Below are 24104 nucleotides of genomic sequence, written 5' to 3' on the forward strand. Positions count from 1 at the left end.
AGATGAAAAAGATTCTTATTTAGATTATGCATTCAAACGTCTCCTCGGCGGCCTTTACTTGGGCAACCATTCGCCAACAAATTTTCCACTATAAAAAGCCCTTGGTTTACGCTCACCTTATTGCCATTTTGGCTACCTTAGTGAGTGTACCCATCCCACTTATGATGCCTTTGTTGGTTGACGAGGTATTGTTAGAAAAACCAGGCAAAGCCATATCTGTACTTCAACAAGTACTTCCCGAAGGCTGGCATACCGCCACTGGTTATATTCTTACTATTTTATTGGTGGTGGTTTGTTTACGTTTATCATCACTAGTGATTGGTGTATTGCAGGCTAGGCAATTCACCTTCATTGGTAAGAAGATTAGCTTTTTGATCCGCCAACGCTTGGTCGAACACTTGCCCAAGGTTGAACTACGTGAATACGAAACTCAGGGCTCAGGTGGCATAAGCGCCCGTTGCATTACCGATGTAGAAACCCTAGATAAATTTATTAGCGAAAGCCTGTCCAAGTTTTTAGTAGCCTTGCTCACCATTGTTGGTACGGCAGTTATTTTGCTGTGGATTGATTGGCAACTAGGCTTAATTATTTTGCTGCTCAACCCAGCTGTTATCTATTTCTCGCGCTCTTTCGGCAGCCATGTAAAAGAGCTAAAGAAAAAAGAGAATGCCGCCTTTGAAGCCTTTCAACTTGCCTTAATTGAAACCTTAGACAGCATTCAACAGCTGCGAGCAACTCAGCGAGAAGGCCATTACTTTTCGCGAGTAATTAGCGCCGCTGGCGAGCTAAAAGATCACGCCATTGCCTCGCATTGGAAGACCGATGCAGTAAACCGCCTTAGCTTCACCATCTTCCTTGTTGGCTTCGAGGTGTTTCGCGCAATAGCCATGTTAATGGTGGTTTTTTCTGATTTAACCGTAGGGCAAATCTTCGCGGTATTTGGCTACTTGTGGTTTATGATGGGACCAGTGCAAGAAATATTAAGCATTCAATACAGCTACTTTAGCGCCAACGCAGCGTTAGCGCGCTTGAATCAACTATTTGAGCTAAAACAAGAACCTCACTACCCTTGCGAAGTAGACCCCTTTGCTAAACAACAGAACTTTGACATTGAATTCAAGAACGTCAACTTTAGTTACTCAGTAGAATCCCCAGTACTAAAAGACATTAGCCTAACGCTGCCAGCAGGTAAAAAAGTCGCTGTAGTGTCGGTAAGTGGCGGCGGTAAATCTACCTTGGTGAACCTGCTGCTGGGGCTATACCAAAAAGACAGTGGCCAAATCTTGTTAGATAAAGCCCCGATTGAAAAAGTTGGTTATTCCACCATCCGCAGTAATATCTCCACAGTATTACAACAGCCGATACTGTTTAATACTACGGTTAGAGAAAACCTCAACATGGGTCGCCAACACAGTGATGATGAGCTGTGGCAAGCCTTGGCTATTGCCGAGCTACAAACAACCATTGAAAAACTGCCAGACACCTTAGACACAATAGTGGGCAGAAGTGGGGTAAGACTTTCGGGAGGACAAAAACAGCGTCTAGCGATAGCCCGAATGATCTTGGCTAAACCGCAAGTAGTGGTATTAGATGAAGCCACCTCGGCTTTAGATACAGATACCGAAGCCAAACTGCATCGTAACCTGCAAGGCTTTTTAGACCAGCGAACAACACTAATTATTGCTCACCGTTTAAGTGCAATTAAACAAGCCGATCTAATTTATGTATTAGATGATGGCGCCATTAGCCAAGTAGGTGAACATCAGCAGCTAATTGAACAAACTGGCTTATACAAAACCTTGTACCAACATCAGAGCTAAGTACTGGGCTGTAACTGCATAGTTACGCCAATTAGTCTTAACTATGCAGCTTGCCATCCAGAATGGCTAAGTTCGTTGCGACTAAATATATAGCAGCTAAGTACTGGGCGGAAGCCTCAATCTAGTTACGCGAATTAGTCTTAACTATGCAGCTTGCCATCCAGAGTGACTAAGTTCATTGTTGCTAAGTACTGGGCGGAAGCCTCAGCCTGATTAAGATAGTTAGTCAGGGCTACGTCAGCAGTTTGTCGCCCGGGGTGGCGCTGCTGGCTGAGTACTAACAATTGCTGCTGGCGACGCTCAAGCTTTAGTTCATGTTTGAGTAATAGATGGTATTGAGTTTCACTCAGGTAGGGCTTCATCTTTTTCCGGTAACGGCGGAACTCAGTAATTTTCTGTTCGCTATTATTAATTTGGCTGAGCAATAGCTCTAAATTAACTGTCCAGCGTTGCTGTTGGCAAAAGCTCAACCAAAGCAGCAGGTTTACATTACGGGTGTGTTGCTCTTGTAACCATAAACACAGTTTCTTCACTTCAGGTCTTGAATAAACCTGCTCCGAATAATGCCAAAAACTATCGGCAATAGTTTGCATCTCTGGCACCAAACAAGATTTTGAAATCACGGTCTAACCTATCCTTTTAAAATGAATATGGTCGAAATTGATCGCCCTACACAGACCTGAACAGCTATAAAATCTTTCAATTTGTTACGAGGGTCTGTTGATCTTTCGCGATTAACTTTGTTCGAAAGGTCAACAGACCCTGGATCAGATTAACAAAGCAGCTAACTAGCTGACAATACAATAAGTATTCAACCTTAGTCGTATCTGTAAACAAAAAAAAACGCTATCTAAGTGATAGCGTTTTAACTGAAACAGACAACTGCGTTGTTTATAGGGCAGTTACGTTTTCAGCTTGCGGGCCTTTTTGGCCTTGAACAACATCAAACGTTACCGCTTGACCTTCAGTTAAGGTACGGCGACCGTTACCGTTGATAGCGCGAAAGTGAACAAAAACGTCCGGACCTTTCTCTTGTGCAATAAAACCAAAACCTTTTTCATCGTTGAACCATTTAACGGTTCCTGATAATCCCTGACCTGACATTATCGTCCTCTCATATTCCAAGTGCAATTTAACGTATTTGCTAGGCAAGCCAGCGACAAAAATTTAACCACACCTAAAAAATTTAGAACCAGGAAAAACTTTGGACTATCAACAAGCATTGCTAAAGCGTTTTACATTCTCTACTAAATACTCAATAAGATCAGCCCTAAACCGTCAATAAACTGTTAAATTTTGATTAAAGTTCTGAACAAAAGCATTTAGAAATAACACGCTAGCAAAGAGATGAACGAAAAACAACCAGTTAACAAGGAAAGTTATTGATGTTTTGTATCGATAAGTGGCCAGATGATCTTTTCTAAGCCAGCTATTTGAATTTCAAGGGCTAATGCCATTAATTGACCTAATTCTCCATTAGGAAAACCATCGTTGTTGGCAAACCAAAGTAGGTACTCTTCGGGAAGGCGAATAATTTCTCGACCAGCGTATTTTCCAAAGGGCATTTTGTGGCGGGCAACCTTCAGCAATAAGGTTTTATCAAAGGGCTCATTTGCCGATAGAAACTGTTCATTCATTGTGCAAATAACTCATTAGTCGATCCAAATAGCCTAACATTATGCTAGCCTGCGTTTTTGCACAATCGATTCAAACAAGGAAATGTGATGTTAAAGAGCAACGAGTACTTTGACGGCCAAGTAAAATCAATCGGGTTTTCAGGCAAGGATAAGCCATCATCTGTAGGTGTTATGGCTGTAGGTGAATACGAATTTGGTACAGCTGAGCCTGAGTTAATGGTTGTTGTTGCTGGCGAGTTGATTGTTAAACTTCCGGGTGAAACAGAATGGGTAAGCTTTAAAGACGGCCAACAATTCAACGTACCCGGCAATGCTAAGTTTCAGCTAAAAGTACCAACCGAAACAGCTTACCTTTGTGTTTACGGCTAGTTAACAATGCTTAAAAAAGATCCAGAAACCTTACTCAAAAAGCGCCCAGCGCTAATCCATTCTGAAGATGTGAAAGTTGCCTCCCATGTGCAACGCGAAGAAGGTGACTGGATCTTACATACCCTAATGATAGCGGGCTACGACGTACCCTTTGTTTACAAACGCAAGCAACGCTACCAAGACTTAAAAGGTGCACGGGTTAATCTTAGCTACTACCCCAGCCACCAACTGCGAGCCGGCTTTGAGTTTGAGATAATGAAGGTGGTTAGACTGCGACGCAGTTAAACCTTTAACCTGTATCATTTGGCTAAACTAGAAAAAATATCTAATCCCCATATATACATCAGAATTTCGCTGCTTTACTAAGCTATCTTCGCCAAGCTTCAACTGTGAATTGTCTAATTCAATACGGGTATTTATCCACCATTTCCGGTCATTGGTTAAAGGTGAGTTAAGGATCAGTTTTGTTGATACATTCTCAGTTTTAATGCTGTTCCCGCTCACCTTTCTGTATTCAGGCCAAATCATCATAAATGCACCATTGGCTCCAATTGGAATAGATGCCGCGATAGATAGGTTAACGCCATCCACATCTTCTTTAATGCCGTTAATATCCATGTTCCCAAAAACATAACCTGCCATCGGGAATAACATAAACCCAGGTGTGAACTGCTGATTTATTGCTGCAACCCCACCCAATGCGAGTAAATCAGACTTAATACTGGCAGAGCGCACATTGATATAGTCAGCAGAGAGACCTGCTCTTGGCATAAAGGTTGAGCCGGTATCAGCAACCTGAAAATATTGAAAACGAGAAGAGCCATATTCTAAGCCAAACTCATTGTCAGCATTCTCTCCACTCTTACCAAATTTTGCTTCAGCAAGCAGGGCGAATTGATGACCATTATTGTATCCACCGGAAATCATGCCGACAGGCATAACATTACTATTACCACTCACCATGAGTGCGGCTTGAGTGTAAACCCTTGTGAGGTCTGAAGGATCAATCTCTTTATCGATGGTTTCAGAGAAAGAATTTAAAGAAAAAAGTGAGAGTGATACAAACAGTACCAAGTATTTTGACGTCATTTTACTATCCAAGAAAGGAGGCGAAAACGCCTCCTGTATAGGTTTGCGAACTTCTAGAGAATTGCTGTCATAGAAACCCCGAAACAAGTCGCGAAACTTTTCGCAGTATCTAATCAAATAAAGGACTGGATTAGTGAGTAGCGTAGTGCGCCATAACACCGTTATTTTGGGTAAACTGTCCCGTCACATCGCCAAATAAATCGGGGCTATCTGCGGCAAGGTGGTAATTTTTACCGTCATTCAGTTTGTCAAAATCAACAAAGAAATGGGTGTAAACGTCACCAAATTGATAGCGAATTTGCATCACTTTTTGATCAAGGTTGTAGCCCACAGAGTAAATAGTTGCATACCCACGCATTACACCTGCTGCATCTGGGCGATTAGCGGCATCTAATGGGATTTTATAAGTAACGCTATCTAGCTTAGCCAAGCCGTTTGTGTAACTCGTAGGCTCTTTTAGCTGAGATTTCATATACTTGTTCCAAACAAAGCGCTGCGCAGAGTTTATATTTCCTGGTATTGGGTATTCGCCATCTATCACGTCTTCAGAGGCTGGTTGAGCTTCACTCCAGTTGGTAAGATGCTGCTGGAATGTAGGGCTATTAGTCATTACGTCATACTGCTTGCCGTGATAAATTTTCCAGCCCTCATCAACAAATTCAAGAATTGCAGAATCGCCATTTTTGTCCTGAATAGAATAATGACCACGCATCGAATGACCATTGTGCGAAAACTGTTGAATCTCAATCTCATTGATATTTTCTAAAGCTTCTTCAACAGTCGCAAAGTTATCCAGTAAATAAGCCACAAACACCGCATTTGAAACCTGCGCTAATTCGCCCTCTAAATCACCTGCCGATTCTTCGTCTAAGAACAAGCCATTAGCAGAAAAGCCAACCTCATTAAACCCATCAACAATTCCGATACCATTTAGTGTCATGCCAATTGAGGCGTACTTAGACGTCCAAGTTTTACCTAGCTCACTGCTATGCCCCTTGTAAGTCTGCCCTGAATGACGAACTTCTATGGTCGGTTGATTCTCTTCCATCCAATCCATCGTACGGCTCACAAATACCCCGTGGTTTTCGGTCTCCCAAATAATTCGAGAACAAGCCTCGGCCGTAGTTGCTATTGCAGTAACTGCCGACGCAGCCAACAGGGCTACCATTAATTTGCTTTTGCTACTTATCATTTTGTCGCCTTTTAATCATTCCGATATTGAAAAGACTTTAACCACCCAATCACAACAAATAAAATCACCTACGTTGTATAATATGCAACATAAGTAAGATGTCGATGAGGAGCTAAGTGTGCCGAGAGCATCATTTGATCAACTAAGTGCATTTGTTGCCGTTGCTGAAGAAGGGGCATTTAGTAAAGCAGCAAGAAAACTAAATAAGGACCGCTCTACCCTGCATCGACAAGTAGCAGATCTTGAAATAGATTGGGGAATAGCTCTCTTTGAGAGAGAAGGAAAAGCCCCCAAGTTGACAGAGCAAGGGGAAAGCTTAGTGCGCGCCGCTAGGCTGATCATTTATCAAATGAATGCCCTCGAATCTGCCACCGATAGCCTACATTTAGGCGATAAAACACAAATATCCATTTGTCATGACTCCTCCATTTCGAGCACGGCAATACAGCAAATGGACCATGCAATTCGCTCTCAACACCCAATGACGGTAATCAATTGGCTGTCACGATCCCGAAAAATGGCATTAGCGCTATTGGTAGAAGGACAAGCTGATTTTTGCATCACGCTAAACCAAGGGGCTCTGCATCCAGATACAGGAGTAAGCTTCATCAATCTGGGTTATCCAGAGTTTAACTATTACGCTCATAAACACTCTCCGCTTGCTAACAAGCAGCAGGTATCGTTACCAGAACTACAGCTTCATCGACAGTTTGTGTTGGAAGATCTTGAACAAAGCATGTTTGGCCAACAAACCCTTATTTCATCGCAAACGAGCTCGGTGAGTGAAGCTACGGCCCTAGTTAAGCTTCTTGAGTTAGAGGGATTTGCCCTACTCCCCACCAACATGGTTGAAAAACATCACGCAGAACTAGTTCCTTTAGATCTTGATTTTGCATTGCAATCGGGAAGGCTTGGTTACGTTTTACTCTACCCCTCAAGCGCCCTTAAAAAACCGTGGCAGCAAGACATTATCGACGTGGTTGGCAGTTGGTTTAAACATACATGTTAGATTAAACGCTAACAGCGCTATTGGAGAAAATTACTTTAGCTAGCCGCTAAGCCATCGATTATCGGACAATCTGGACGAGCATCACCGCGACAGCAATTCACCATGCTGGTTAAGCTTTGCTGTAGTTGCTGCAGCTGCTCGATACGTTGCTCAATCTCGGTGAGGTGTTCGGTGGCTATGGCCTTTACTTCGCTGGCGCAGCGCTGCTTATCTACATACAACGACAAGAGCTGCTGGCTTTGTAATAAGCTAAAACCAAGATCTCGGCAATTGCCTAAAAAGCGTAAATGAGTGACTTGCTCTTGGCGATAATAACGGTAACCATTGTCGGCTTTTATGGCTTTAACCAAACCAACATCGTGGTAGTAGCGAACCGTTTTTACCGACAGACCGCTTAGCTTGGCCACTTCTCCAATTTTAAACATTACTGCTGCTCCTGCTTTAGTGCTTTAATTGGGCTTTGCCAATAATTAAGTCGCACTGCATTACTTACCACACACACCGAACTTAAGGCCATGGCCGCCCCAGCAAAAGCTGGGTTAAGCAAGCCCATCGCTGCGATAGGAATACCAATTACGTTGTATATAAAAGCCCAAAACAAATTTTGCTGAAGGGTTCGCCAAGTTTGCTTGGCAAGCGCAACGGCTTGAGCAATCAATAAAGGATCATCTCGCATCAACACCACATCGGCGCTATTAAGGGCAATATCACTGCCTCCACCCATGGCAATGCCTACCTCAGCTTGCGCTAAGGCAGGCGCGTCGTTAACCCCATCACCCACCATCATAACAGTGGAATGTTGCGCCTGCAGTTTGCCTATCTGTTCTAGCTTTTGCGCTGGCAGTAACTCAGCTTGCCAGTGTTTAATGTTGACTTGTTTAGCAAAGGCTTTAGTAACCGGCTTAGCGTCACCACTTAATAAATGAATCCTTAGATTTAGGTTTTGCAGCGAACTCACCGCTTGTTTTGCGTTAGGGCGAATTACGTCTTTAAACGCCAATAGACCAAGTAACTCCTTGGTTGTTGCGACATATACAACGGTAAACCCCTGTTGCAGCCATTGTTCAGCTTGCGTTTGTAGTTCTGCAGAGAAAGGTTCAATAAGCTTGTCGGCTAACTGCTGAGCCACAAAGCGCTGATTTCCTAAAAATACTCGCTGCTCAGAGCCGCTATCGTTGCTTAACTGAGCTTCTATGCCTAATCCTGGGTAACTATTAAAGTAGTGTAAAGGCTGTAAAGGCGTGCCTTCGGCTGCTTTAAGCAAGGCACTCGCTAAGGGATGTTGGCTGCCTTGCTGAGCGCTCGCGGCTAGGGTTACCAGCTCTTGCTGGTTTAGTTTGCTGCTGCTAAAGCTTTTTACCAAGCTCGGTTTACCTTGAGTTAAGGTACCTGTTTTATCAAATACTACATCGCTTACTTTATGACTAAGTTCTAAGGCTTGAATATTACGATACAAAATCCCAAGCTTTGCGCCTCTGCCGGTGCCAGCCACCAAAGCCGTTGGCGTAGCCAAACCTAAGGCACAAGGGCAGGCAATTACCAACACCGACACAGCAGCAATAAGACCCTGATTAACATCGCCGTAGATTGTCCAAACTAGCAGACTCGCCAAGGCAATTATCAACACCACTGGCACAAAATAGTGGCTAATTTTATCGACTAAACCTTGAATGGGCGCTTTACCCGATTGCGCTTCGCTTACCAGCTGAATAATTTTACTTAGCGTGCTGTTTCGATTCTCGGCGCTTACAGTAACTTGCAGCAAACCCGAACCGTTTAAGCTGCCCGCAAGCACCGAGTCCCCTACTTCCTTTTGTAAGGGCAGGCTTTCTCCGGTAATCACTGCTTCCGATACTTCACTGCTACCCCAGCTTACTTGGCCGTCGGCTGCTAATTGCTCACCTGGTTTAACCAAAATAACATCGCCCACCAACAGCTCGCTTACATCAACTTCTTCACCAATGCCTTTAGCATCCAGCTTTAAAGCACGTTGCGGGCTTAGCTTCACTAAATCGGCAATGCTTTTAGCCGCTTGTTGTTTGGCGCGTGTTTCTAAATATTTGCCCAGCAAAATTAAGCTGATGATGACCGCAGCTGCCTCAAAATATAAATGCCCGGTTTGGCCATTCATCCACAGGTAAATACTGTAGAAGTACGCGGTACTGGTGCCCATAACCACCAAGGTATCCATGGTGCTAGAGCCTTGCTTTAAGGCCTGCCAAGCGCCTTTATAAAAGGCAAAACCCGCATAAAATTGCACTGGCGTGGCCAGCAGAAACTGCCACAGGGCGGGAAGCGTCAAACTGCTAAATATCATTGGCATGACTAATGGAATTGACAAGGCTATGCTGAATAACAAACGCCAAGGTATGACTTGTTTGGCACTAGGCTGGGAGCTTGCGGTGCTTTGTTTAACGCTAAAACCATTGCTAGCCAGCGTTTTTTTCACTTGAGCTAAAGTTTGTGTATCTGGTAAGAGCTCAAAGCTGAGCTGATTTAAAGCTAAGTTAACACTTACTTTATCGATGCCTTGTTGCTTGGCTAAAGCGGATTCTAACTTACTCACACAGCTTGCGCAGTTTAGCCCTTCTATTTGCCAACAGTGACGAACAAAAGGAATATCAAAACCTTGCTCACTTAACTGTTTACGAAGTTGCGGCAATGCACCAGGGCTGGAGGTATCAAGCCTAACTTGATTTAAGGCCAAATTAACCGATGCATCGCTTACATCGGGATGTTCCGAAATGATTTTTTCAACCTTTCGAACACAGCCAGCACAACGTAAACCTTGTAAGGGGAAGACTAGCGAGTCTGTCATTTTCTACTCCAACAGCATTAGCACTTGGAGTATAGTGTCAACCCTCCCGTAAGAGGAAGGTCAAGCCTTGTTTTTTGCTTGTTCGAATAAATGCAAAGCTTGCTTGCGCTGCACTGCATGATCTACCACTGGTAAGGGATAGTTTAAAGACACCCCATGTTTATTGGCCCAAGTATGCGGCGTATGTGCATGCTTGCCAGGAATGTTAGCCAGTTCTGGCAACCAAGCACGAACAAACTCGCCATCCGGGTCAAATCGCTGTGCCTGGGTTGTCGGATTAAAGATACGGAAATAAGGCTGAGCATCAGTGCCAGTAGACGCTGCCCATTGCCAGCCACCATTGTTAGAAGCAAAATCACCATCAATTAAATGCTGCATAAACCAACGCTCACCGTCACGCCAGCTAAGTAATAAATCTTTAGTTAAAAAGCTGGCAACCACCATGCGCAGACGATTGTGCATCCAGCCAGTTTGTTTAAGTTGCAACATGGCGGCATCAACAATTGGGTAACCGGTTTTACCTTGCTGCCAAGCCTTAAGTAAGTGCTCATCATCTTGCCATGCCACCGATTCGGTCCATGTTAAGTAAGCGCTGCCTTTGCACAACTGAGGATTAACCGCCATTAAATGGCGATAAAACTCCCGCCAAATAATCTCACTTAACCAAGTAAACGCTCCGCCATGCTGGCTGGCAATTGCCTCGGCATGGTCTAGATGGATTCTGGCTAAACATTGCCGCGCAGACAGCATGCCCAAGGCTAAATAAGCCGATAGTTTACTGGTTGCATTTAGCGCTGGCATGTCACGCAAATCGTGATAATCATTGGCCTTGCTGGTGCTAAAATCGCGCAGCTGTTGAATGATTTGTTGGTCTTGGCAACTCCAAGCACTGCTATCTACTCGTGGGTAATTACAGTTAATCGTTTGCGGTTGATTAAGTAAGCTCAACAACTGCTCATTAAGTAAGGATTTGTCTATCGCTTTAGGGCTGCCTAAGGGGCTATAAGATTGCTCACTTAAACTTGCTAACCAGGCCTTACGAAAGGGAGTGAATACTTTAAAGTTCTCGCCACTTTTTGTAAGCACCTGCCCAGGCCGAACTATGCATTCTCCGTGGTAACGATGAAAGCCAATAGCTTGCTGGCTTAAAGCCTGTTCAACAGCTTGATCACGGCGCTGTTCGTTTAGCTCGTATTGATAATGGCAATAAACCTCTGTGATTTGGTATTGCTGACATAGTGATATCAAACTTTCTGGCACCTGCTGGTAGCCCTCTAACTCAAGCACCAACAAAGGGATATTAAGCGCGGCTAAGTCTTCGCGTAATTGAGTTAAGCGACGCAGAATAAGCTCGGCTTGAATCGGTGCTAAATCATGCTGCTGCCATTGTTTACTGCATAACGTATACACTGCTAACACGGCTTTTCCGCTAGCCACCGCAGCGCTTAGTGCTTGGTTATCTTTGCTGCGTAAATCGTTTCTAAACCACAGTAATTGCGTGCTCATTGGCTACCTATAATAATCTTGTCAACTTGCTTATAACGTAGCTAAAAGCTAAAGGGATCAATTAATTAAGCTACTGAGCCAATTCTTGCTGCAGCTCTTCAAGTTGCTCTAGTATGCGTAAGAACTTATCGCCAAATGCCGTCACTTGATACTCTACTCGCGGTGGCACTTCTGCATATTCAATTCGCTGTAAGATGCCAAACTCGAGATTCTTTCGCAGGCATTCATTAAGTACTTTTGTTGATAAACCCTCCACATTGCGCACCATTTCTCCGGGACGATTTATTCCATTTGCCAATAATTGATACACCGTTAACGACCATTTACAGCCATAAATAGTTTCAACCATACGAGCACTACGTTCAGGTGCCGATTTTCGGGAAAATAATAATTCTTTATTTTTCATTAAGATGTACTCAAAAGTACCTAGGGTACTGGTTTGTGCCTACTTTTCTTGATAACTCAATGTTCCATAAGATGAGCCTGAACTCAAACACTTGTAAAGGATTTATCATGACACAACCTACTCAGTCTTATAGCTTAATTATTGGTGGTTCTAGTGGAATTGGGTACGCCACAGCCAAGCAGCTTTTAGCAAAAGAAAAAGCAGTTATTCTTGTTGGGCGTTCGCTACAAAAGCTGGCTAAAGCAAAGCAAGAGCTATCATCATTAGGTGAGGTTATCACTTGGCAGTTTGATTTATATCAGCCAGAACAAGTCGCCGAGCTACAACAAAAAATTAGTAATTTTGGTGCCATCAAGCAACTAGTGAATGCTGCTGGCTACTTTAAGCCCACTGCCTTTTTGCAACACAGCGAAAGCGACTACCAACAATACATGCAGCTTAACCAAGCCTTGTTTTTCATTACCCAAGCCGTGGCGAAAAACATGATAAAACATCAAGGCGGTAGTATTGTAAACATCGGCTCGATGTGGGCCCAGCAAGCGATTAAAGCGACCCCATCTTCGGCTTATTCAATGGCCAAAGCAGGATTACATGCACTAACTCAACACCTAGCGATGGAATTAGCCGAACACAAGATTCGAGTTAACGCTGTTGCGCCCGCGGTAGTTAAAACCCCTATTTACCACGCTTTTATTGAGCCGGAAGCCTTAGATGAGAGTCTAGCCTCTTTTGATGGCTTTCATCCAATTGGTCGGATTGGCCAAGTAGAGGATGTAGCTAACACCGTAAGCTTTTTACTCAGTGATAAAGCAGATTGGGTAACAGGAGCAATTTGGGATGTAGACGGCGGAGTAATGGCCGGGAGAAACTAAACTACTGCTGGGCATTCAACAATAGCTGTGGCTGTGGCTGTGGCTAAAGGTACAGCTATTGTTGATACAGCTCTAAAGGCAGGCCGTCTGGGTCACTAAAGAAGGTGAATTTTTTGCCGGTATAAGGGTCAATTCTTACCGGCTCCAGCTCTATCCCTTTTGCTATTAACAAAGCAGCCGTTTGCTCTACATCTTCCACAACAAACGCTAAGTGGCGCAAACCTTGCGCCTCTGGGTAACTTGGCCTTGCAGGTGCATTAGCAAAAGAAAACAACTCTATTTGTTCGCCGCTGGGCAAGGCTAAATCCAATTTATAAGAATCTCGCTGTTCTCGGTAGTGCTCAGCAATTACTTGAAGGCCCAATAACTCACAATAAAAGTGTTTTGAACGGGCATAGTTGGAGCAGATTATCGCCACATGATGAAAAGCCTTAAACATGGTTATTCCTCGGTAATAGATGGCTCAGACTGTTGCCAAAAGAAGGCACTAAGGCCCGAAAGACTCATCGTAAGCATTAAGCCCGCCATTAACCAATTACTAGGCGATAAATGAAAACTGCCGCCTACGGTAGCCGCTAACATTAACAAGGCTAAACCTAACAGCGCTAATGCGCCGCAAATTCTTGCTAATAATATCGCTATGTAATCTAAGCCTTTAAAATACAAAGATAAGATGACAAAAGAAGCTAGCGCCAAAAACAACGACGGCCACCAGCTCAAACCAAAAATAACCAAACTGCTTAAACTGGTTACCGCAGTACAAATAGAAAAAAATAAACGCGCAAGCAAAACGACGATCCTTTATTACGAAGAGGGGGCATTACAACTGTCGGGCACAGCCTGTTGCCAATCGAGTATTTTATCCAAACGTAACACTGCGGGGTAGTCTTGTGCATATCCATCGGTCGCGGCTGGAAGCAGTTTAGCTTCGGCTTGAACGTAAATGGCTTGGTAAGGTTCAGTGGTATTGAGTTGGTAGAATTCGATGAGATCGGCTACTAGGTCTTGATCGGCTTGCCACCATAATGCCGAGCGACCGCAAGGTATAAACTCTCTCACCTCATGACCAAAAATAAAACGCCCGCTATATACCTTGGGCTTTTCTCCACAAGCAGTAAGGCTTAACACACTGCCAATAAGCATTGCCGTTGCACTTAGCTTTATCATTTCCAACCTACATAAAACAGGCTTGTTCAGCCACGCATCGATTGTTGTAAGATATCTTGTAACTCAGTAAAAATCGAAGTAAAAAACCTAAATTAACTGGTTAAACATCTAAAGTGCTAGACCAAGCTATTGTCACTCCAAACTGGCGCGATAAAAGTCCCATTGCTCAACAACCCGCCCGTCAGTAAAGTGGCAATAGCCCACCTCCCCTTCAGCAGTTTTCTTAATCTGTGGGTCTCCACCTTGTTCTACACAATATACTGATGCGGGATTAGCCATACTTACAGAGGCAGATTCTTCCTGCTCTGAACCGCAGGCCACCAACCAAGTGACTAGCAGACCAACAACTACAACTTTCATTTGCAAACTAAGCCTCATACAACAACGCATTTACTCGCATAAATTAGCAACACCAAAGGTGTTGTTTAATAAACCAAGCATAATTGATTAAAAACACAGCAACAAGTTAATCTAAGCTGGTTAGACCTAAAACAATGGTTATTACACATTAGTCGCTAAGGTTTGCTCACAAAAAACTACAGCCGTTAAAATGCTTTATAGAGTGAAATCAAAAACAATGATGTCTTCGAGCAAAGGAACAAAATGGTGTTTAAGACGCTCATGCTCTGGGTGAGGTAAATAGTATTGGCGCGCTGCTTCATCAGCAAAGGTCATTATTACACTGTATTGATAGTTTTTGTTTAAGGCTTCAGGGCTATCGTTTCGCCCCCATTCAACCTCTAGTACTCCTTCGATTTTATTTGGAATATCTAAAAAATTTTGCCGAGCTTGCTGAATGTTTGCATCACTCACTTCAGCCTTAAACTTAATCAAAAGAATATGTCTTATCATGGCTTGCTCCCGCGAATAAAGCTCTCATTTTTAAACATTAGTTTTACTCCTTCCTACCTCAAGTAATCTAACAGTAATTTAAGTTTCACCATCAATTAACAAAATTATGCACTATAAACCAGACGCTTAGCTTGCAACATTCAGGTCAGACCACCGCTTTTAACAATTTCAACATTAGAATATTCGCTCTGGTCGGAGTTGTAGAGGACCGATCACTTGCCTAAGATGCGGAAAATATTACAAAAATAAAACAATTCAGTTACGCCATGCGAACTGAGACACTTATTCGAGAGATTAGAAGTTATGGATAAACGTAAATTAAGTCTAGTTGCAATTAGCGCCTCATTACTTACTGGCCAAAGTTTAGCGGCAGGTTTTCAATTAAATAGCCAATCGGCCACCGGTATTGGTCGTGCGTTTTCTGGTGACGCAGTTATTGCTGATAATGCATCGGTATTATCACGTAACCCAGCAGCCATGGCGATGTTCGACCGCAAAGCGCTGTCATTAGGTTTAACCTACGCAGACGTTGATGTAACTATTAAGGACGTAAGTGCTGTAGGTGGCACCATTCAATACGGTAGCGAACCAGACGCAGCGGACAACAAAGTTATTCCTAACATCTACTATATCCACCCAATTAACGACTCCTTTGCCGTTGGTGTAGGTGCCTTTTCTAACTTTGGTACGGGCACTGATATTAGCTCGTTAAACAAAGGGGAAGCCCCTGTCACTCCTGTGGACTTATTTGGCGAAACAGAGATTATTACTTCTAACTTCAATGCCAGCGTGTCTTACCGGATTAACCAACAGTTTAGCATTGGTGCCGGTGTAGATTTGATTTACGGAGAAGGTAAACTGAAACGCAGCGGTCAAATCACTCCAGACCCATTAAGCCAAGCTACTTTGGTGGATGTCGAAGCCGACGGTTGGGCCTTGGGTGGTATAGTGGGTGCTACCTACGAGATCAACGATAAAAACCGCTTAGGCATGAGCTACCGTATTAGCCCAACCTTTAAGGCTGATGGCAAAGTAGAGTACCAAACACAAAATTATGATGAAATTCATATTCCTCTACCCAACATTTTCCAATTTGCTGGTTATCACGAGTTAAGCCCAAGTTGGGCGGTGCACTACACCGCGCAACATACTAGCTGGGGTGATTTTGAACATATTACCGTTACCGGTTCAAACCCAGACGCGATTGTTAAAAGCTACCAATGGAAAAACTCTTGGTTATTTAGTGTAGGTGGTACTTACACTATCAATCAGAACTGGACCGCCCGTGCCGGTTACATGCATGACAAAGGTGTAGTGGATGAGATTAGCTCACTGTCTATCCCAGACTCAGATCGTAACTGGTATACCGCTGGTGCCAGTTATCACATAAATAAAAACTCAAGCATCGACTTTGGCCTAGCCTTTGTTCGCGGTAAAGATGTTGAAGTATTAGAAGATAGTGCAGTAATAGGTCAAACCCCTTTCCCTAACACAGTGGTAGGCCATACCCGCTCAGACGCCATCTACTACTCTATGCAATACAGCCACCTTTTCTAAGCATGGCTAACAGTGGCAAGCGCCTGCTTGCCACTAAAATTCTCACCGTTTTTGCTCCGCTAGCCCTCTGTTAATACTCGCATTTGTAAACTAATTTACGCTTCGCCACGTAACCAACTAAAACCAACCACAAAGTTCTACCCATGAAAGTATTGGTAACTGGCGGCAGCGGCGGCATAGGCCTCGCTTTAGTAAAACAACTGCTCGAACAAGCAACGATTACAAGTGTCACTGCCACTTGGCATTCGAATAAACCTGCCTTGCAGCATCCTAAGCTTAATTGGCAGCAACTAGACCTTAGTGATGAAACAGAGATAGCGGCGCTAATGGCCAATATTTACCAACTGGATTGGCTAATAAATTGCGCCGGAGTATTACACTCGCCTCAGTTAAAGCCTGAAAAAAGCTTAAGCCAATGCCAAGCGGCTAGCTTTATGCTGAGCATGCAGCTAAATGCCTTGCCCAGTTTGCTACTGGCAAAACATGCCGCTAAGGCGCTAAAACATAGCCAATCCGGCGTATTTTTAAGTATCTCGGCCAAGCTGGCATCAATTAGCGACAATCGCATTGGTGGTTGGCATAGTTATCGCTGCGCTAAAGCCGCACTCAATATGGCCTTAAAAAATATCGCCATAGAATGGCAACGCACTCACCCTAAGGTATGTGTAGCGGCTTGGCATCCCGGTACTACCGACACAGCCTTATCGAAACCATTTCAAGCCAATGTTGCCAAACACAAGCTGTTAACCAGCGAACGCAGTGCAACATTGCTGCTGAAGAGAATATATCAACTAAGTCCAGAGCAAAGCGGCAAGTTTTGGTCTTGGGATGACCAAGAGCTAAGTTGGTAATAACTAACTGGCTAACAGCTAAGTTTAGTGGCTCAAGCCATGCCACGGCAACCAAGCAAGCCCGGTACGCAAGGCTTGGCGCATGGCTAACTCACTACCTTGGTGGTAGCTATAAACTCGAATGCCAAAGATGTGAAGCATAATACAACACGCTTTGGCTTTAGCGTCTTGTTCACCATACTTTGCTTGTAAATAGCCAGCATAAAGCTGCTCTATTTGCTGTAGTTGCTCACTCACAAAACTTTGTAAGTTTGGCTCATCACTTAGCTCAAGCTGACTTTTTACCAAAAAGCAGCTGCAGTAGTCCGTCGCAGCAGATTGGGACACCATGCCATCAAGTATTTCACAGATGCCCAATTCAACCGACTCTGCTGCATCTAAACTTTTGGTAATTCCCGCTTTAGAGGCTTCTGCATAATGGCTTAAAGACTCTTTAAATAGTGCCTCTTTGTTACCAAAAGCTAAGTAAACACTACCCGGCTTTAAACCAGTATGTTTGAACACCTGTTGCATAGAAGTGGCGTTATAACCCACTCGCCAAAACAAGTTAGCCGACTGCTCCAATACCTGGTCACGCTGAAACTGCATCTTAGCCATTTATCTATCCACTCTACTTAGGTAACTCGGTGTAAGTATACCTTTAGGTAAACAATTAAACATCTTTTTGAACGTTTATTCAAAATTAACTTGAATGTTCATTCAAACACTGCTTGAATGAACATTCAAAAATAAGCTAACACTTCTAAGGATTGACCATGAGTTTACAAACAGAGATCGCCGATTACATTGCTTCTTTTGTAGCGAAAGCACCACTAGAGGTGCAGCAACTAATGAAACAAGCCACCAAAAACTTAGCCGAGAGTGGCATTGCAGCCAAGGCACCTCAACAAGGGCAACAACTACCAGCGTTTACCTTACCGAATCAAAATGGTGACTCGGTTAGTTTGGCTGAATTACTCAAGCAAGGGCCGGCCATTGTGACTTTTTACCGTGGTGGCTGGTGTCCCTACTGCAACTTAGAGCTACGCGCCTACCAGCAAATTTTGCCGAAAATTAAAGCCTTAGGAGCAAACCTAGTGGCGATCACCCCTGAGCTACCAGATGCATCGTTAAGCACCGCCGAGAAAAATGAGTTGGAGTTTCAGGTGTTAAGTGATGAAAATGCAGAATACGCCAAAAGCTTAGGTATCGTTTTTGCCCTACCCGAAGAGCTACGCCCTATTTACTCATCATTTGGTATTGAAGTAGAACAACATAACGGCGCAGGACAATTTAACTTACCGCTAGCGGTAACCTATGTCATTGCCCAAGATGGTTCTATCGCGAGTGCCTTTGTCGACCCAGACTACACCAAGCGCCAAGAGCCGAGTGATTTATTACCAGTGTTGGAATCGTTAAAGAACTAACTCTGCAGTGCTCCTACAAGGGTGAGCATGCTACACAAAAAAGCCTTGGTACTGCTTAGGTGTAAGCGCCAAGCGCTTTTTAAAATTTCGTTGAAAGTGACTTTGATCAGCAAAGCCTAAATCTAAGGCAGTGTCGGCAATACTGCTTCCTTCGCGCAACAACGCTTTGGCGCGATTAATTCGCTGATTAAGTTGAAAGGCATGCGGAGACAATCCGTAAACCTGCTTGAAACTGCGCACTAAATGAAAACGACTAAGCTCGGCCACTTCCGCAAGTTCACCCAAGCTTAGCTGACTATCTAGCTGGTCAGAAATACACTCTTTCACCCTTTTCAATTGCGGTTTAGCTAAACAACGTAAGTCTGCTCGTAATGGGTGTTTTGCCGCAAACTGTTGTTCAAAAAAAGCTATCAACAAGCTTTCTTGCTCTAGTGAATTTCGCTCTAGTTTAATGCTATTAAATAAGTTTTCTAATAAGCGGTAGCCTTGTTTATGACTTAAGTAATGCTTCTCGAATGCAAAATAGTCACTGGCAGAACGCGCAAACATCTCTTGTTGCAGTTGCGCTACCCAAGCCGTTTCCACAAACAACATTCGATAAGACCAAGCACCTTGTTTTGGATTACAAGAATGCACATCTCCTGGGTTAATGGTTACGCTATGTCCTTGGCTAATATGATGCTGGCGTTGCATGTTTTTATAGATGGCTTCGCCAGTATCAATAATGCCAAAGGAAAACTCATCGTGAGAATGGCTATGGTAACAAGCTTCAGAATGTTCAGCTTGGCGCAGCTCAACAAATGGCAGCTGGGCACTTCGCTTTAATAAATGCTTTGCAATAGTTGTCATAAAGCCTCACTCATAGAGCTACACAAAAAGCGACAATACCGAAACAGCCAATAGCAGCGCCATTAGCACATTAAATACTCGCATGCGCATTGGAGATTGCAAATAACGGGCAATAAGCGAACCTATCGCGGCCCATGTTCCCACTCCCGCCAAACAAACAATAAGAGAGATGCTGCAAAAAACCAACAGATATAACCATGCTGGCTGCTGTGCCGATACAAATAAACTTACTCCAGACATTGCAACCAACCAAGCCTTAGGGTTTAAACCTTGTGCCAGCGCTCCTTGTAATAAACTAGGGGGCTTAACCAGAGCCTGCTCCGCCTGAGTAGCAACTGGTGAACAAGCAATTTTCACCGCGATATACAATAAAAATGCGCCCCCTAAGTATTTTAAAGCTTCCGTTAAACTGGGAAGCCAATACAACAGCGCATTTAGCGCTAAACCCGTTGTAAGCACCACTAAGCTATAACTAACACTTGCCCCAACTACATGTGGCAAGGCTTGCCGAAAACCAAAATTAGCGCCAGCACCTGTAGCAATAATATTAACTGGTCCCGGAGATACAGCACCAATAAATGCAAATACCAACATCGATAAAAATATACTCACTATGATCTCCGTATTTCTAACAAAACCAAACTATATGCATTCATCGATAAACTTTATTGAACAAAATTGCGCTAGGTCATTGAGAGATTTTTGCGGCATCACGTAAGCAAACAAAACAGTGCGTAAGGTATCAGTTCTTATCCTGACCGCTTGCGCAATAAGAGTGGGCTTTCTAATGTGGAGATAACAAAAACATAAAGGATGGCACGATGAAATTTACTCCCAATACGATCGCCGAACTCAACTTACTGCTGCAATTTGATATGAGCAGTTTGCAAACCGGGATTAAGGTTCACCATGATGCAGCACCCGAAGTTATCGCTGCAGCACAAAGCCTGTTTGATAAAGGTTTAAGCACCCTACCCGACGGCGGTTACCTCACCGACTTAGGCATTGAAGTGGCCGAGCACGCTCAACGTTTATTAGCTGTACTTTCAACCAAACCAGAACACATTCCCGCTTAAAAACATCTAATGTGAAAAAACCAAGGCTAGGCCTTGGTTTTTTGCTTTTACTCTATGCAAATCATTTAGAGAACAACATATAGGCATCGTGCACGCCTTGAATTAGCATTTGCATGCCAATAACGGTAAGAATTAGCCCCATCAATCGGGTAGTAATGTTTATCCCATCCTTGCCCACTTTATCTACCAATTTTGGGCCATATAAAAAGCAGATAAATGTAATTAAACACAGTAAGGCAAATGCGATAACAGTAACGATGATGTTTATAACGCCTCCAGAAGCTGAATAATTCATCGCCGTAGCAATGGTTCCTGGTCCGGCTAAAATAGGCAACGCTAATGGAGATACAGCAATGTCTTTTTCCTCATCGTCACTATCATTGCTGGGAGTGTGAGAATGCAATTTAGAGCTCGCACCTTGCAACATATGGTAGCCCACCAGAAAAACCAATATACCGCCGGCTAAACGCAGCGCAGGCAAAGTAATACCAAATAATTCAAATATCCCTTTTCCCAGTAAACAAAAAGCTGCCACGATGCAAAAGGCCGTTGCAAGTGAGCGAAATGCAGTTCGCTTGCGCTCAGCAGCACTTTGGCCGCCTGTTAGGCCAACAAACACAGCAGTATTTGCGATAGGGTTCATCATCGCAAAAAAGCCCATAAATACGGTTATAGCGAGTGTCGCCAATTCATGCATGGTGATATCTACCCAATTATTTTCATCCTTGTGTTCACCTAGCATCGCAGCTTTAGTCGCTAAACTAAAATGCTTTTTTGCCAATGCAGTGGCTTTGTAGCTAGCTTTAACGGCTCTATTTACGTGGCCAACTTCACCAAGCTAGCGAACGCCTAAACAACAAGCCCAGCTCCACAGCTTTCACCAAATAAGTATTGGCAGCATTTACTTACACCTTGGTAAAAATTAACTTAATCATTTAAGCGTAAACTGCTAGTTAAGCCATAGCATTGTTAGGCTAAATCCGTATCATGCAGATATTAAGTGTTTAATAAATAAAGGAACTTAGGCAAATGGATGTATCACTAATCGTAATTTTGGTAATTATTGCGGCACTAATTTTTTATGTTGTTGGTATCTACAACCGTTTAGTTAGCTTGCGTAATCGCTACCAAAACGCCTTTGCTCAAATAGAAGTTCAGCTAAAACGTCGTTACGACCTTATCCCTAATTTAGTTGAAACAGCCAAAGCTTATATGGCACATGAAAAAGACACCTTAGAGGCGGTGATTAGCGCCCGTAACGATGCTTCGGCATTATTGCGTGCTGCAGCAAGTGATCCCACTGGTGCAACGCTTAGCAAATTAGCCAGCGCCGAAGGGGCGTTACAAGGTGCCATGAGCAAAATGAACATTGTGATGGAGAACTACCCCGACCTAAAAGCCAGCGATAACATGATGCAAGTGAGTGAAGAGCTTACTACTACAGAAAACCGTGTTGCGTTTTCACGCCAAGCCTTTAATGACTCGGTAACCGAATACAACGAATACCGTCAATCTTTCCCACCGGTATTTTTTGCTGCCCAATTTGGCCATAAAAAAGATGCAAGCTTACTCGAGTTTGCCGACAGTGCCGAGATACAAAACGCCCCTAAAGTGTCTTTTTAAGCACCGGGGAGCACCATGAACTTTTTTGCCGAACAAGATCATGCTCGTCGTAACAGCAAGTGGTTGATCTTATTATTTGTTATCGCGGTGATCATTTTAATTGGCCTAAGTAATATTTTGATCGCAGCGTGTTTGTGGATGTTTGACTCTACCAGTGAGTTAAACTTGCCAGACAATCGCAGCTTCTTCTCTGCCGATATTTTGGTATTTGTTAGCTTGGTAATGACTAGCGTCATTATCTGCGCGATTGCTTTTAAGTGGTTTCAGTTAAAAGATGGCGGCAGAAGAATAGCTGAATCTTTAGGTGGTCAGCGTATTCCACCAAATAGCCAGCACCCAGAGCAGCAACAAATACTCAATGTTGTTGAAGAAATGGCACTAGCCTCTGGCATGCCGGTGCCTTCGGTATATTTGCTCAAAGATGAAATTGGCATTAATGCTTTTGCAGCAGGCCACACCCCTGCCGACGCAGTGATTGGCATTACTCAAGGCGCACTTGAACAGCTTAATAGAGAGCAGTTGCAAGGTGTAGTCGCCCACGAGTTTAGTCATATTCTAAATGGTGATATGCGCCTAAATGTGCGCTTAATTGCCTTGCTTAGCGGGATAGTTTTTATCGCTAACCTTGGTGAATTTATTCTACATACTCAGCGTTATAGCCACCGTTCATCGAGCCGTTCTAACAATAATGACGCTCGGGTGGCGGCTGCAGGATTTGGCTTACTGGCTCTAGGGTGGATAGGTTTATTCTTTGCAAATATGATCAAAGCAGCCATCAGTCGCCAGCGCGAGTATTTGGCGGATGCATCGGCTGTGCAGTTTACTCGTAATCCTAATGGCATCGCCGATGCGCTAAAAATTATCGGCGGTTATGATGCGGGTTCGGGTTTACGTACCCCACTTAGCCAAGAAACCAGCCATATGTTTATAGGTGATGCTCGCCGTTTAGGCAGTTTTTTTGCTACTCATCCAGCCATTAAATCACGGATAAAACGGATTCTTCCTCGTTGGGATGGTGCACTAATCAAGCGCGATATTAAAAAAGTAGCCAAACCTATTTACAGTAAAAACAGCCAACAACAAGCCAAACAACAACGCCAGGAGCAACTCAAAAAAACCGTGTTTGTAGCTGCGGCAGCAGAAGCGGCCATAGACGCACTAGATAACAAATCTGAAAAAGCTGAGTTTACCCTGTCAGAGAATACTGTAACGGTAAGTGGCGAATTAGCCCACTTACCCGATGGATTGCTGAGTTTGGCTCATGATCCTTGTGGCGTTATTAGTGTGGTTTATGCCTTGCTGCTTAGCAACGACGAAGCACAACGCGCTAAACAGCTAGACGATATTAAAGACAACCTGAGTAAATCTTCAAGAATTGAAGAAACACTCCAAGCATGGAATTGGATAAATTCGGTGGACAAAAGCTACCGCTTACCCTTGCTTGAACTATCTTTTCCTGCGCTTAAGTGTATGTCGGCTAAGCAATATCAGCGTTTTATGGACAACCTACGCAGCCTAATTAAGGCAGACCAACAAGTGGATATGTATGAATGGTGTTTGTACCACTTGGTAAAACACTACTTATCTCATCAATTTGAAAAAGTTACGCACAGCAAACCGATCTATAGCAGTATTCCAGCGTTATCTGAGCCGTTTTCAGTCGTATTATCGAGCCTCGCTTACTTTGGCCATGATAATGATACCGAGACTCAGCGCGCCTTTGGGATAGGCGCCAACAGCATTGGTTTATATACCATTACCTTGTTGCCTCTGGAGCAATGTCAGGTTGAGCATTTTGGCCCAGCAGTGAAAAAGCTCGCCAACGCCTACCCGCAAATTAAGCAGCGTATTTTGCGCGCCTTGGTAGCCTGTGTTTGTTTAGATAAACAACTTACCGTACTAGAAAACGAAATGATCCGCTGCATAGCAGCAGTAATGGATTGCCCCGGCCCACAGATAAGCTTGGGTGTGCGGCGCCCATAAAAAAGCCCGTGCTAATACACGG

29 protein-coding genes are annotated in these 24104 nt (G+C 43.7%); 11 read left to right on the forward strand and 18 right to left on the reverse strand.

All coding sequences use genetic code 11. The annotated features are described in order from the left end of the window. Positions 1-26: 26 nt before the first annotated feature. Complete coding sequence (locus OV592_RS16600; RefSeq protein ID WP_406609344.1) at positions 27-1820, forward strand: ABC transporter ATP-binding protein; 1794 nt, start codon at positions 27-29, stop codon at positions 1818-1820. Between the two features lie 140 nt (positions 1821-1960). Here OV592_RS16600 and OV592_RS16605 read toward each other — a convergent pair whose 3' ends face one another. The 3 genes from OV592_RS16605 to OV592_RS16615 all read right to left on the reverse strand — a co-directional run bounded on the left by OV592_RS16605 (position 1961) and on the right by OV592_RS16615 (position 3457). Continuing rightward, positions 1961-2443: a DUF2390 domain-containing protein gene (locus OV592_RS16605; RefSeq protein WP_406609345.1), complete on the reverse strand. Its 483-nt coding sequence runs from the start codon at positions 2441-2443 to the stop codon at positions 1961-1963. Between the two features lie 268 nt (positions 2444-2711). Next, positions 2712-2924 (reverse strand): cold-shock protein, encoded by a 213-nt coding sequence (locus OV592_RS16610; protein WP_016400359.1) that lies wholly within the window; start codon positions 2922-2924, stop codon positions 2712-2714. 275 nt (positions 2925-3199) lie between these two features. Then, positions 3200-3457 (reverse strand): DUF3820 family protein, encoded by a 258-nt coding sequence (locus tag OV592_RS16615; protein ID WP_016400361.1) that lies wholly within the window; start codon positions 3455-3457, stop codon positions 3200-3202. Positions 3458-3544: 87 nt separating this feature from the next. Here OV592_RS16615 and OV592_RS16620 point away from each other — a divergent pair, with 87 nt between their 5' ends. Both OV592_RS16620 and OV592_RS16625 read left to right on the forward strand, forming a co-directional pair. After that, positions 3545-3826 carry a pyrimidine/purine nucleoside phosphorylase gene (locus OV592_RS16620; protein ID WP_016400362.1) on the forward strand — a complete coding sequence of 94 codons (282 nt, stop codon included), beginning with the start codon at positions 3545-3547 and terminating at the stop codon, positions 3824-3826. A gap of 6 nt (positions 3827-3832) precedes the next feature. Then, positions 3833-4111, forward strand: a complete 279-nt coding sequence (locus tag OV592_RS16625) for a hypothetical protein (RefSeq protein WP_016400363.1) — start codon at positions 3833-3835, stop codon at positions 4109-4111. 27 nt (positions 4112-4138) lie between these two features. Here OV592_RS16625 and OV592_RS16630 read toward each other — a convergent pair whose 3' ends face one another. Together OV592_RS16630 and OV592_RS16635 are read right to left on the reverse strand one after the other, a co-directional pair. After that, positions 4139-4915, reverse strand: a complete 777-nt coding sequence (locus OV592_RS16630) for a hypothetical protein (protein ID WP_406609346.1) — start codon at positions 4913-4915, stop codon at positions 4139-4141. Between the two features lie 130 nt (positions 4916-5045). After that, complete coding sequence (locus tag OV592_RS16635; RefSeq protein ID WP_406609347.1) at positions 5046-6107, reverse strand: linear amide C-N hydrolase; 1062 nt, start codon at positions 6105-6107, stop codon at positions 5046-5048. A 118-nt stretch (positions 6108-6225) separates the two neighbouring features. On the opposite strand from OV592_RS16635, the gene OV592_RS16640 reads away from it, so the two are divergent. Next, positions 6226-7116: a LysR family transcriptional regulator gene (locus OV592_RS16640; RefSeq protein ID WP_406609348.1), complete on the forward strand. Its 891-nt coding sequence runs from the start codon at positions 6226-6228 to the stop codon at positions 7114-7116. A 35-nt stretch (positions 7117-7151) separates the two neighbouring features. On the opposite strand, the gene OV592_RS16645 is transcribed toward OV592_RS16640, so the two are convergent. The 4 genes from OV592_RS16645 to OV592_RS16660 all read right to left on the reverse strand — a co-directional run bounded on the left by OV592_RS16645 (position 7152) and on the right by OV592_RS16660 (position 11846). Next, positions 7152-7541: a MerR family DNA-binding protein gene (locus OV592_RS16645; RefSeq protein WP_406609349.1), complete on the reverse strand. Its 390-nt coding sequence runs from the start codon at positions 7539-7541 to the stop codon at positions 7152-7154. Then, entirely contained in the window at positions 7541-9934 is a 2394-nt protein-coding gene (locus OV592_RS16650) for a heavy metal translocating P-type ATPase (protein ID WP_406609350.1), read from the reverse strand. Before OV592_RS16650 ends, OV592_RS16645 begins: the two co-directional genes overlap by 1 nt. A 60-nt stretch (positions 9935-9994) precedes the next feature. Then, the gene (gene phrB / locus OV592_RS16655; protein ID WP_406609351.1) at positions 9995-11440 is read right to left on the reverse strand and encodes a deoxyribodipyrimidine photo-lyase; all 1446 of its coding nucleotides are present in this window, start codon (positions 11438-11440) and stop codon (positions 9995-9997) included. A gap of 70 nt (positions 11441-11510) precedes the next feature. Further along, positions 11511-11846 carry a helix-turn-helix domain-containing protein gene (locus OV592_RS16660; RefSeq protein WP_152780087.1) on the reverse strand — a complete coding sequence of 112 codons (336 nt, stop codon included), beginning with the start codon at positions 11844-11846 and terminating at the stop codon, positions 11511-11513. A gap of 107 nt (positions 11847-11953) precedes the next feature. Between OV592_RS16660 and OV592_RS16665 the strand changes: the two genes are divergently transcribed. Then, complete coding sequence (locus OV592_RS16665; RefSeq protein ID WP_406609352.1) at positions 11954-12718, forward strand: SDR family NAD(P)-dependent oxidoreductase; 765 nt, start codon at positions 11954-11956, stop codon at positions 12716-12718. 55 nt (positions 12719-12773) lie between these two features. Here the strand turns inward: OV592_RS16665 and OV592_RS16670 are convergent, their stop codons facing one another. From OV592_RS16670 to OV592_RS16690, 5 genes are all read right to left on the reverse strand, one after another. Next, the gene (locus OV592_RS16670) at positions 12774-13157 is read right to left on the reverse strand and encodes a VOC family protein (RefSeq protein ID WP_406609353.1); all 384 of its coding nucleotides are present in this window, start codon (positions 13155-13157) and stop codon (positions 12774-12776) included. 2 nt (positions 13158-13159) lie between these two features. Continuing rightward, complete coding sequence (locus OV592_RS16675) at positions 13160-13507, reverse strand: hypothetical protein (protein ID WP_406609354.1); 348 nt, start codon at positions 13505-13507, stop codon at positions 13160-13162. 15 nt (positions 13508-13522) lie between these two features. Next, a complete protein-coding gene (locus OV592_RS16680; protein WP_406609355.1) occupies positions 13523-13885 on the reverse strand; it encodes a hypothetical protein in 363 nt (120 codons plus the stop codon). 132 nt (positions 13886-14017) lie between these two features. Further along, on the reverse strand, positions 14018-14245 hold the full coding sequence (locus OV592_RS16685) for a DUF333 domain-containing protein (protein ID WP_406609356.1): 228 nt from the start codon (positions 14243-14245) through the stop codon (positions 14018-14020). Positions 14246-14440: 195 nt separating this feature from the next. After that, entirely contained in the window at positions 14441-14737 is a 297-nt protein-coding gene (locus tag OV592_RS16690) for a Dabb family protein (protein ID WP_406609357.1), read from the reverse strand. 303 nt (positions 14738-15040) lie between these two features. Between OV592_RS16690 and OV592_RS16695 the strand changes: the two genes are divergently transcribed. After that, complete coding sequence (locus OV592_RS16695) at positions 15041-16294, forward strand: OmpP1/FadL family transporter (protein WP_406609358.1); 1254 nt, start codon at positions 15041-15043, stop codon at positions 16292-16294. 143 nt (positions 16295-16437) lie between these two features. Next, positions 16438-17145, forward strand: a complete 708-nt coding sequence (locus OV592_RS16700) for an SDR family NAD(P)-dependent oxidoreductase (RefSeq protein WP_406609359.1) — start codon at positions 16438-16440, stop codon at positions 17143-17145. 24 nt (positions 17146-17169) lie between these two features. Here the strand turns inward: OV592_RS16700 and OV592_RS16705 are convergent, their stop codons facing one another. Continuing rightward, positions 17170-17742, reverse strand: coding sequence for a TetR/AcrR family transcriptional regulator (locus tag OV592_RS16705; protein ID WP_406609360.1), 573 nt, complete (start codon positions 17740-17742; stop codon positions 17170-17172). Between the two features lie 158 nt (positions 17743-17900). Between OV592_RS16705 and OV592_RS16710 the strand changes: the two genes are divergently transcribed. Further along, a complete protein-coding gene (locus tag OV592_RS16710; RefSeq protein ID WP_406609361.1) occupies positions 17901-18551 on the forward strand; it encodes a peroxiredoxin-like family protein in 651 nt (216 codons plus the stop codon). A gap of 30 nt (positions 18552-18581) precedes the next feature. On the opposite strand, the gene OV592_RS16715 is transcribed toward OV592_RS16710, so the two are convergent. Next, positions 18582-19400, reverse strand: a complete 819-nt coding sequence (locus OV592_RS16715) for a helix-turn-helix domain-containing protein (protein WP_406609362.1) — start codon at positions 19398-19400, stop codon at positions 18582-18584. An 18-nt stretch (positions 19401-19418) separates the two neighbouring features. Next, positions 19419-20012 carry a LysE family translocator gene (locus tag OV592_RS16720; RefSeq protein ID WP_406609363.1) on the reverse strand — a complete coding sequence of 198 codons (594 nt, stop codon included), beginning with the start codon at positions 20010-20012 and terminating at the stop codon, positions 19419-19421. Positions 20013-20221: 209 nt separating this feature from the next. Between OV592_RS16720 and OV592_RS16725 the strand changes: the two genes are divergently transcribed. Continuing rightward, entirely contained in the window at positions 20222-20476 is a 255-nt protein-coding gene (locus OV592_RS16725; protein ID WP_016400383.1) for a TIGR02647 family protein, read from the forward strand. A 61-nt stretch (positions 20477-20537) separates the two neighbouring features. Here OV592_RS16725 and OV592_RS16730 read toward each other — a convergent pair whose 3' ends face one another. Further along, a complete protein-coding gene (locus tag OV592_RS16730) occupies positions 20538-21257 on the reverse strand; it encodes a MarC family protein (protein ID WP_406609364.1) in 720 nt (239 codons plus the stop codon). Between the two features lie 248 nt (positions 21258-21505). Here OV592_RS16730 and OV592_RS16735 point away from each other — a divergent pair, with 248 nt between their 5' ends. Both OV592_RS16735 and OV592_RS16740 read left to right on the forward strand, forming a co-directional pair. After that, the gene (locus OV592_RS16735; protein WP_152780112.1) at positions 21506-22099 is read left to right on the forward strand and encodes a LemA family protein; all 594 of its coding nucleotides are present in this window, start codon (positions 21506-21508) and stop codon (positions 22097-22099) included. A 15-nt stretch (positions 22100-22114) separates the two neighbouring features. Further along, positions 22115-24082, forward strand: a complete 1968-nt coding sequence (locus tag OV592_RS16740; RefSeq protein ID WP_406609365.1) for a M48 family metallopeptidase — start codon at positions 22115-22117, stop codon at positions 24080-24082. Positions 24083-24104 lie beyond the last annotated feature (22 nt).

Origin of the sequence: Agarivorans sp. JK6, assembly GCF_045277145.1 — a bacterium.
In the GTDB taxonomy this organism is placed as follows: domain Bacteria; phylum Pseudomonadota; class Gammaproteobacteria; order Enterobacterales; family Celerinatantimonadaceae; genus Agarivorans; species Agarivorans albus.